Annotated in this window: 8 protein-coding genes; 1 reads left to right on the top strand and 7 read right to left on the bottom strand. The window is 59.1% G+C overall.

Annotated elements, in window-relative coordinates; genetic code table 11:
• The first annotated feature begins 150 nt into the window (after positions 1 to 150).
• Complete coding sequence (locus tag AC5SSZ_RS17170; protein WP_495439028.1) at positions 151 to 876, top strand: hypothetical protein; 726 nt, start codon at positions 151 to 153, stop codon at positions 874 to 876.
• 69 nt (positions 877 to 945) lie between these two features.
• Here the strand turns inward: AC5SSZ_RS17170 and AC5SSZ_RS17165 are convergent, their stop codons facing one another.
• From AC5SSZ_RS17165 to AC5SSZ_RS17135, 7 genes are all read right to left on the bottom strand, one after another.
• A complete protein-coding gene (locus tag AC5SSZ_RS17165) occupies positions 946 to 2,292 on the bottom strand; it encodes an ISNCY family transposase (RefSeq protein ID WP_495439026.1) in 1,347 nt (448 codons plus the stop codon).
• 190 nt (positions 2,293 to 2,482) lie between these two features.
• A complete protein-coding gene (modC, locus tag AC5SSZ_RS17160) occupies positions 2,483 to 3,571 on the bottom strand; it encodes a molybdenum ABC transporter ATP-binding protein (RefSeq protein WP_274830763.1) in 1,089 nt (362 codons plus the stop codon).
• Positions 3,571 to 4,263: a molybdate ABC transporter permease subunit gene (modB, locus tag AC5SSZ_RS17155; RefSeq protein ID WP_274834948.1), complete on the bottom strand. Its 693-nt coding sequence runs from the start codon at positions 4,261 to 4,263 to the stop codon at positions 3,571 to 3,573. The genes modC and modB overlap by 1 nt, the downstream gene beginning before the upstream one ends.
• Before the next feature lie 8 nt (positions 4,264 to 4,271).
• Positions 4,272 to 5,054 carry a molybdate ABC transporter substrate-binding protein gene (gene modA / locus AC5SSZ_RS17150; protein ID WP_495439024.1) on the bottom strand — a complete coding sequence of 261 codons (783 nt, stop codon included), beginning with the start codon at positions 5,052 to 5,054 and terminating at the stop codon, positions 4,272 to 4,274.
• Positions 5,055 to 5,251: 197 nt separating this feature from the next.
• Positions 5,252 to 5,809 carry a chemotaxis protein CheD gene (locus AC5SSZ_RS17145; protein WP_274830765.1) on the bottom strand — a complete coding sequence of 186 codons (558 nt, stop codon included), beginning with the start codon at positions 5,807 to 5,809 and terminating at the stop codon, positions 5,252 to 5,254.
• Between the two features lie 35 nt (positions 5,810 to 5,844).
• Entirely contained in the window at positions 5,845 to 6,783 is a 939-nt protein-coding gene (locus AC5SSZ_RS17140) for a CheB methylesterase domain-containing protein (protein ID WP_274830766.1), read from the bottom strand.
• A gap of 154 nt (positions 6,784 to 6,937) precedes the next feature.
• On the bottom strand, positions 6,938 to 9,217 hold the full coding sequence (locus AC5SSZ_RS17135) for a methyl-accepting chemotaxis protein (RefSeq protein WP_495439021.1): 2,280 nt from the start codon (positions 9,215 to 9,217) through the stop codon (positions 6,938 to 6,940).
• Between the last annotated feature and the right edge of the window lie 203 nt (positions 9,218 to 9,420).

Below are 9,420 nucleotides of genomic sequence, written 5' to 3'. Positions count from 1 at the left end.
CCATTCAGAAATGTCACCTGCTGTGCAAAGCAGAAAGGTCACCACAGGGCGCTACGGGAGCAAGGCTTTTCAGCCCGCAGACCCCAAATATCGGAGGGCTGAAAAGCCTTGCGGATTGCGGGTCTGAGGTGTCGAGGATAGCGTGGTGACATGCTCCCGACGCTCAAACTTCACTCAGATGCTGAAGTCCTGAAACACTCGCCGCTGGTGCGTGGGATGACGCTTGCGTTGCGTTATGCCGACGAAAATGGCGGGATCGGGCTGACGCAATCAGGCGCCTTCAACCGCAAGTTTGTGCATTGGGCGGCGGAACACTTTGAATGGCCAGATTTCACGGCCACCGAGTTATTCGAAATGAACAAGGTGCTGGATGAATACAAAATGCCACCTTTGTTCCCGGTGCATGGGTTGCTGCGTCATCTGAAGCTTCTTCGTCGTTACAAGGGTAAGCTGGTTGCGACTAGGAAAGGACGGGAGATGGCGGAAGCATCTGACGTCTTTTTTGATCTGACCGCTCCGGTTTATCTTTATCGGTTCATCCATGATGAACGGATCGAAGCCCGGGGTGGCCCCTTGGGCAACTGGGACATCTTTCTGAATGTGATCAATGTCGAGGCGCGGGCAGGGTGTACCTTAGCACATCTTCTCAAAACGCTTTACGGGTGGGAAGAAAAGGACCGCTACGCTCCGGAGCACAGCGACATGCGGTTTGCGCTGAAATTCTGCGTCTTGCAGCCACTGTGTTGGCTCGGCCTGCTTTGGGAAGATCGGGAGGGGCTGAGGATTTGGGACGACGGCACATTTTACAAGACGCCACTCTGGCACGCAGCCCTTAAACTCGAAACCGATGGTCAGGCCGCTTTACGCCTTGTCTGATGCCACAGCTGCCGCATCCTGCTCGGCGTGTTTGCGCTCGTAATAGGCGTCCATGTCAGCAGTCTTGAGTTATTCTGCCGCGCGCGCAATCTTCTTCTTGGCCCGCGATCCTGGCGGTCTGCCTGGCCGACGCCCGTTCGGCTTGTAGCCCATCTTCTCTGAGTTTGTCCGCACCTTCGGCTTAGGCGGTGCGGCGTCCTGCATCTCTTTGACATAGGCCAGAACCGCACCGAGCCGCTTGTTCTCGGTGACGGCTGCATGGGTGACGCGCTGGTCCATATCAAAGATCCTGTAGGGCAGGGCTTGGCCTTTCCAGCGTACCTCGAACCGCCCATCCACAAAGACATAGGTGTCCACATATTTGCCGACCAGAGCGCGTGACAGCTCGTTCTCTTCGAGCATGATCCGTTTGCGGTCATAGGAAAATGTCAGCTGCTTGCCGACATAGCGGTTCTCACGCCAGCACAACACTTCCGCCAGCCGATCCGGCTCCACATTCAACGCCCGGTGCAGGTTGTCCGGTTTGGCCGGGGCCTTGGCAAATTTGGCGTTAAAGCGGTTCTTGAAGCCTTCAAGAAAGGCGTTTCCGGCTTCCATGTCCGAAACGCCTGCCAGCCTCAGCTCTTTGACAAGCCGGTCCTGAAGCGTGCGATTGGCCCGTTCTACGCGGCCTTTGGCTTGAGAGCTGTTGGCGCACAGGATCTCGATGTTCAGCTCATTCAACGCACGCCCGAACTGGGTCATGCCTGCACCATTCCTGGCGTCATCTTTGGCAACTCGGAATACCGAATGCTTGTCGCTGTAAAAGGCCACTGGGCGGCCATGCTGAACCAAATAGCTGTCCAACGCCTCGAAATAGCTGAACGTGCTCTCGGACTTCACAAACCGCAGCTCCATCAAGGTGCTGGTGGCATCATCGATGAAAACGAGCAGGGTGCAGGGATCACCCCGATCCTCAAACCAGCGGTGATCGGAACCATCAATCTGGATCAGCTCACCATAGCATTCGCGCCGTAAGCGAGGTTGATGAAGGACACGTCGCTGCTTGCGCGACAGCCACATACCGTCTTCGATCATCCACTTGCGCAAGGTCTCGCGCGAAACTTTGAACCCATGATGCTCGGCCAGCATCTCAGCTACCAATGTTGGGCCAAAATCCGGGTAATTCTCTTTAACCAGGCTCAGAGCATAATCGCGCTTTGCATGATGGATACGATTGTTTGGAGGTTTGCCACGCGCCTTATGCCGGATCGCTGAGGCACCATCTTGCCGGTATCGCTTGAGAAGCCGGAACACTTGCCGCCGTGTCAGATTCATCAGGTTTGCCGCATTGTCTACCGTCAGTCGGCCATCATCGACCTGCGCCAAAACCTCAACGCGGTTCAACTCGCGCTCGCTCATCATAACCCATCCCATGTCCACTCATCCTCGCTACCGTATGCAAGGAGAGTGACACTTCTGCTTTGCTGATGGGTGACATTACTGCTTTGCGGCTACACTAATTATGCACATAATGTGTGTTATGTAATGTTTGGACGTGGCGAACAGTGCTTTAGCCGATGCGTGAAACTTGTCCGTGTGCCCTAGTGCAGAAGCTATGGCAGGCTTATCCCGAAGCGCCACCGATATCGCTGGGCGCGATGGCGACCGATTTCACCACGGCAAAACATTCGGCGCCTTCGGTGAGCTCCAGCGCCCGCGCCGAGCGCTGGGTGATGCGGGCCAGGATGCGCCCAGCTGGCGTTTTGAGAGACACCATGGCCCCGGGGCCGTCACCGGCGCGGATCTGCTGGACCGTGCCCGGCAGGATATTGAGCGCAGAAAGCCCCTCGGGACGCTGCCGTGATAGGATCACCTCATGCGCAGCAACCCGGACTCGGATCATCTGACCCGGTGCCTGGGCGATCTTTGGCAGGAACAATGGGATACCGCCTGCGTCGAGTTCGGTCAGCCCGTCCGGGTGATGCGCTTTGACCCGGGTTTCCAGCAGCGCGCCAACGGAACGAACACCGGTCGGCATGACATTGGGATCGCTTAGGATCTGCGCGGCGGGTCCCTGCTGAACCGTTTTACCGTCTTGCAGGATAACAACCGTGGTGGCCAGCTGCGCCACTTCGGCTGCGGCGTGGCTGACGTAGAGCACTGGAATATCGGTTTCATCGCGCAGCCGTTCGAAATACGGCAGGATTTCCGCCTTGCGCGCCTCATCCAACGCCGTCAGCGGTTCATCGGCCAGGATCATCTCCGGCGAGGACAGCAGGGCACGGCCAATTGCAACCCTTTGTTTCTCACCACCCGACAGACCTCCGGGCCGTCGTTGCAGCAGGTGGCCGATCCCCAGCATCTCGACGATCCGATCAATATCTGCGCGGGGCGTATCCTTTGGGGCGAACCAGCGACCGAACAGGAGGTTCTGCCGGACGGTCAGATGCGGGAACAGGCGACCTTCCTGGAAGACATAGCCAATGCGGCGCCGGTTTGGCGGCAGCCATAGACCCGATTTGGTGTCAAACAGGACCCGTCCATTCAGCGCCACGCGTCCTGCATCCGGTTTCAAAAGCCCAGCCACCGCATTGACAACAGTGGTCTTCCCGGACCCCGACCGGCCGAACAGGACGGTGATCCCCTGCGGCGCCTCAAAGGCGACATCGAGGGTGAAACCGGGCCTGCTATGGCTGAGCTGCACCGAGAGCATCACGCGTCCCTTATGCGTTTGGCCGCCCTGCGGGCGAGGGCTTCGGACAGGAGCAAAGCGGTCATGGCAAGGGCAACCGAGATCAGAACCAGTCGGGTTGCGGCAGCTTCACCGCCGGGGATCTGCAGGAAGGCATAGATCGCTGATGGCAGGGTCCGGGTTTGGCCCGGTATGTTCGACACAAAGGTAATCGTGGCGCCAAATTCCCCCATCGCCTTGGCAAAGGCCAGGATCGCGCCTGCAATCAGCCCGGGAAACACTAGCGGCAGGGTGACGCTGACAAACACCCAAACCCGCGACGCGCCCAGGGTGGATGCGGCTTGCTCCAGCTTTGGATCGACGGCTTCGACGGACAGCCGGATCGCGCGCACCATCAGCGGAAACCCCATGATGCCCGCTGCCAGCGCCGCGCCGGTCCAGCGGAAGGCCAGCACGATCCCCATCTGCTGCAGCAGGCCCCCGACCGGCCCCTGGGTGCCAAAGGTCAGAAGCAGCAGGTACCCCGTCACCACAGGTGGCAGGATCAGCGGCAGGTGGACCAGACCGTTCAGCAACTGCTTGCCCGGAAACTCCCACCGGGCCAAGGCATAGGCGATCAGCATGGCCGGAGGCAGCGCCGCCAGGGTTGCCCAGAATGATACCCGTAAAGACAGGGCAACCGCGTTCCATTCCTCGGGGCCGAGCCAGTCCATCATGCGGGCTATTCCGGCAAAACGGTGAAGCCCTCGGCCGTCAGGATGGCACCTGCGGCGGGGCTTTTGAGATAATCGAGAAAGGCAAGCGCGGCGGGGTTTTCCCCGGGAACGATGGCGGCGGCGGGGTAGATGATCGGCGGGTGGCTTTCCCGCGGGAAGGTGGCGATAATGCTGACGTCTGCGCTGGCCTTTGCATCGGTGGCGTAGACAATGCCGAAGGGCGCCTCTCCGGTGGCGACTAGGGCGAGCGCGGCGCGGACGTTGTCGGTTTGCGCTACATTGCGGGCAATGCTGTCCCAAAGGCCCAGCGACGACAGCGCCGCCTTGCCGTAGATCCCGGCCGGCACGGCTTCGGTCAGGGCCATCGCAAGCCGGTTTTCCCCTAGCAGTCCGGCAAGGTCAAAATCGGGCGAAAGTGTCACCGGTTGCTGCTGCCCATGTGCAATCAGCACAAGGCTGTTGCCCATCAGGTCAAACCGGCTGCCTGCTACGATCCTGTCGCGCTGTTCAAGATGGTCCATCCAGGCGGGGTTGGCAGAGATAAAAACATCAGCAGGCGCGCCATATTCGATCTGGCGCGCCAGAACGGAAGACCCGGCCAGTGAAACCGCAACGGTATGCCCGGTTTCGGCTTCAAACCCTGCGCGGATACGCTCGATTGCATTGGTCAGGCTGGAGGCGGCGAACACAGTGACCTCGCCTGCAAAGGTCAGACCGGGCGCTGCGATGGCAAACGCAAATCCCAGCACGGCAGCCAGACATAGGCGGCGGGTGCGGGACAGGATCATTGGCGGGCCTCGTGGAACGTCTGCATATCTCACTTGGCGTAGCGCCGGGCCGGAAACGGAGCAAGGGATAATTTCCTGCACCCGTGGTTGGCGCTTTCCACTGCGTGGGTGTTCACAATGCAAAAAGCCAGTCGCAAAGCTGCAACCGGCTTTTTGGAAATGTGGTCTTGCGGCGGTCCCGGACCGCCTGCGGCAAATCAGAACAGGGTCAGATCGCCTGCGCCAGCCGGGGTGGCGGGTGCGGGTGTGGGTTGGCGTGCTGCCGCCACTTCCTGTTCGCCAAGACGCCGGTCGTTGGCAACCCGGGTCTGCTGGGCGCTGCCCGATGTCGGATGGAACCGAACCCGGCGGGCCGATGTGCCGCCCACGCTGGAGGAGATGCAGGGAATACCCTCGTCTTTCAGGAACTGCTGGACGAACTGCGCGTTTGAGGCACCGATATCGGACAGATTCACCGACATTTTTGCGCCGCCAAACACCTTGGCCTTCAGATTGCGGCGCTCGGCACCCTTCTTCATGATGCCGTTGATCAGAAGCTCCATGGCGTGAATGCCATAGCGGGCGCTGACACCGCCACCATTGGCATTCGCCAGCAGGAAGTGGTTCATGCCGCCAACGCCATTCTCCGCGTCATAGATGCAGGCTGCAATGCAGGAGCCAAGCACAGTCGAGAAGACGACCGACGGGTCCTTGGACACGCGGTAATCCCCTTGCAGGATGGTCACGGAGGTGGTGTTGGCGAATACTGACGTCACAGCGGTCTCCTTGTTTAGCCCGGGGAAAACCCGGCTCAGGTCTTGCAGGCCTGAAGTAGCGCTCCGGCCATGCGGGCAAGAGACACTTGTTTCTGTGCGGCTCCAGTTTCCCAGGCAACCCTTGGCATTCCATAAACAACAGACGATTTTTCGTCTTGTGCAAATGTGGCTGCCCCGGCTTTGCGCAACTCCAGAAGCCCTTTGGCTCCGTCCTGGCCCATACCGGTCAGGATTGTTGCGACCACGTCCTTTCCATATGGCATGGCAGAAGTGAACAAAGCGTCAACGGACGGAGTGTGGCCCGAAATTGGCGGTCCTTCTTTCATGCGAAGGCGCAGAGGTTTACGGGGCGATAGCCCCATGTGGCGGGTTTGTCCTGCGGCAACGTAGACATGCCCCGATTCAATCTGCATGCCGTCCTCGGCCGCAACCACCTTGGCGGCGCAGATCCGGTCCAGAAGGGATACCAGCCCGGGGCCGAAGTTCTTGCCGGTGTGCTGAACAATCAGCGTCGGTGGGCAATTCTGGGTGAAGCCGACCAATACGCTACGCAGCGCTTCGACACCGCCGGTGGAGGAACCGATCAGGATGAATTTCTTGAAATCGCGTTTGGGCGGCGGCGGAGCTGAGGCAGAAGTCCGCGCTGGGGCACCGCGCCGCGGCGCCTTGACCATCATGTCGTAATATTGGGCAAACTGGCGCGGGCTGTCCGCCTTTGTCAGTTCGAAAATACCCGCGCCTACGTTCAGCAACGGAGAAGACTGGCGTGCAGGTGTCGCACCCGGGCTATCCATGACCGAGACCCAGCGGGTGTCCACGGCCGAGAACAGTGCCAGCATCATTTCGAATTCTGGCAATCGAGTGAAACCATCCTCCACAAACGCAAAGGTTGGCTGCGCCGCTTCGGCCTGGTTGTAGGCCATCATGAGGTTGTTAGCCAAAAGCACTTTCATACCGGGATATGCGGCTTCCATGTGGCTTTGCAAAGAGCGGGCAAATGTCCGGTCAGTTGTTATTATTAATAGGTTCTGAGAGGTCAATTCTATACCCAGTCACGTTAGTTCGGTGAACAACCGAAAGTTACATAATTGGTGGGGCGCACCCTGTGCGCCCCGGATCGATGACAGGTTAAAAGTCCTGCCACTTGTCGATGGCGGCGTTTCCGTCCGTTGCGGCGACAGGGGTCGGAGTGATCTCGTCCAGATCCCAATCATCTTCGCCATGAGCCGTCGGTGCGATGGGTGCCGAAGGCTGCGGCATTGCGGTAATATTGCTGCCGCCCGTGATCTTGAAGTGTGCGACCAGTTCGGCCAGCTTGGTGGCGTCGCTGTTCAGCATGTGACCCGCAGCAGTGGCCTCTTCCACCATGGCGGCGTTCTGCTGGGTCACCTGATCCAGCTGCACCACACCGGTGTTGATTTCCCCCAGGCCGGTCGATTGCTCGGCCGCGCCCTCGGCGATATCCGTCACCAATTTCGAGATGTGGTTGACCCGTTGCACAATATTCTGCAGCGCCTCCCCGGCCTTGCCGACAAGATCCACGCCACGTTCCACCTGTTTCGAGCTGTCGCCGATCAGGGTCTTGATCTCCATCGCCGCATCCGAGGACCGCTGCGCCAGCGCGCGCACTTCGGAGGCAACCACGGCAAAACCACGGCCTGCTTCGCCGGCACGGGCGGCTTCGACCCCGGCGTTGAGCGCTAGGAGATTGGTCTGGAAGGCGATGTCGTCGATGACACTGATGATCTGGGCGATATGGGTCGAGGATTGCTCGATCTCGGTCATCGCCGAAACCGCGCTTTGCACCACGACGCCGCTGTTTTCGGCTTCCTGCTTGGCCTCATCCATGATGTTTTCCACGCTACGTGCACCGTCGGCAGCGGATTTGACCGATGCGGTCAGTTCATCCAGCGCAGCAGCAGTTTCTTCGAGCGTTGCGGCCTGACTTTCGGTGCGATGCGATAGATCATCCGAAGATTGGCTGATCTCAGCCGCGCCGTTGCGAATGCTGGAAGCGGATTCCACCACTTTCGACACCGTATCGCTGAGGTTTTCGACGGTTTTATTGAAATCGGACCGCAGTTGTTCATGCTCGCCGGTGAAGGGTTCGGTGATTTTTTCAGAGAAATCACCTTGGGCCAGCCGTAGTAGACCGGAACTTAGGGTCTCTACCACCCGTTGCTGTTCCTGCTGCTGCTGGGCGCGCTCTTCCTGCGCGGTGCGTGCGTGCCGCAGGTCATCCTGCATGGAGACCAGCGTCTTGCCAATCTGCCCGATTTCATCGACACGCTTGGCTTCGCTGACCTCAGTTTCCAGATTGCCGGAGGCCACCGATTCCATATTGCTGCTGATGCGGTCCAGCGGCCGTGTAATCGTCCGGGCGTAAAGCCAACCCAGCAGAGACATCCCTGCCGTACAGGCCAGTGACACCAGAAGCAGGAAGTTACGTGCACTGTTCACGTGCGCCATGAGTTCAGCGCGGTCCTGTTCGATCACGATTGCCATTTCCTTGCCTGCCAGAGCAATTGGTTCGGAGAAGGCGCTGACTTCCCGTCCGTTCAGGCCAGTCGTCGAGGGATAGAACTTGCTTTCACCATTGAGAGCAGAGGTAATGTGTTCCTGCTCTGCAATCGGATCCAGCAGCATATGGCCACCCTCGAATCGTGAAGACGACCGTGCCAGCAGGTCAGAGGCTACCAGATAGGCATCGGCTGTCTCCCCGATGCCCCGGGCCTCGTTCATGATGGCGCTGATCATGCTCACCGGCATCTGCAGAACCAGGATTCCGACGGTCTGGCCGGTATTGGCGACGATCTGTGTGGCGACAAAGGCGGCCGGTTTGCCCTGGCTTGGCTCATAAGGCGCGAAATCGGAAAACAACACTTCTCCCGGCTGCGCATCCGCAGTTCTGCGGAATAGCTGCGCAAGCCCCGAATCCTTGTACGGACCATCATAAAGATTGGTCGCGTAATCGTCTTCTTTGTAGACCGAATAAAGTACGTTGCCGGACAGGTTCACAAGAAAGGCGTCGTAGTACCCTTTACTGGTCAGCAGGGTGCGGAAGGCCGGGTGAAATTTGGCGTGGTGAATGTTGTACGGAATTGTCTGCTTGCCGCGATCTAGCAGATGGCGTTCCCCCAGAGGATTGGGGTTGTTGGTGATATAGGCATCACGCACGGTCTGAGCAGCCTCATCGCCAAGATTGGTCCATGCGCCAGACAAGCGTTGCAGCGCGGTCCCGGTGGAGGGCACGGCGGCGAGTGTCAGAAGATCAGCCGTAATACCCCGCATCAGGGATTCGACCGCTGCCTTGCGGCTGGCGACCAGAGATTCGAAATGCTCTTGGGCCTGGGTCCTTGCGCTGTTCTGCGACGTGATCGTGCTGATCGAAACCACGATCGCAGCCATGACTGCACCGAATGCGACGACGAATAGCGGGAGCTTGTGTGCGATTTTCACTGTTCCAAAGGCCTTCTTGCTTACGCTTTGCAAACCAAGGCCCGGATCGGCCCTGTCCAATGGAATGAATGCCCGGCGGGGGTTAATTTGCGGCTTAAATTTCCGGCATTCGTTCGAATTTTAAAAAGCCTTCTGGTCGCAGCGTCGGGAAA

This window comes from Phaeobacter sp. CC-HEC084 (assembly GCF_059429255.1).
Note: the sequence above shows the minus strand (reverse complement) of the source record. Positions and strands in the feature narration are given on the sequence as shown.

What these genes read in the sequence shown, in the direction of transcription:
- AC5SSZ_RS17170 (WP_495439028.1), top strand. Translation starts at nt 151, where the DNA reads ATGCTCCCGACGCTCAAACTTCACTCAGATGCTGAAGTCCTGAAACAC.
- AC5SSZ_RS17165 (WP_495439026.1), bottom strand. Translation starts at nt 2,292, where the DNA reads ATGGGATGGGTTATGATGAGCGAGCGCGAGTTGAACCGCGTTGAGGTT.
- modC (WP_274830763.1), bottom strand. Translation starts at nt 3,571, where the DNA reads ATGCTCTCGGTGCAGCTCAGCCATAGCAGGCCCGGTTTCACCCTCGAT.
- modB (WP_274834948.1), bottom strand. Translation starts at nt 4,263, where the DNA reads ATGGACTGGCTCGGCCCCGAGGAATGGAACGCGGTTGCCCTGTCTTTA.
- modA (WP_495439024.1), bottom strand. Translation starts at nt 5,054, where the DNA reads ATGATCCTGTCCCGCACCCGCCGCCTATGTCTGGCTGCCGTGCTGGGA.
- AC5SSZ_RS17140 (WP_274830766.1), bottom strand. Translation starts at nt 6,783, where the DNA reads ATGGAAGCCGCATATCCCGGTATGAAAGTGCTTTTGGCTAACAACCTC.
- AC5SSZ_RS17135 (WP_495439021.1), bottom strand. Translation starts at nt 9,217, where the DNA reads ATGGCTGCGATCGTGGTTTCGATCAGCACGATCACGTCGCAGAACAGC.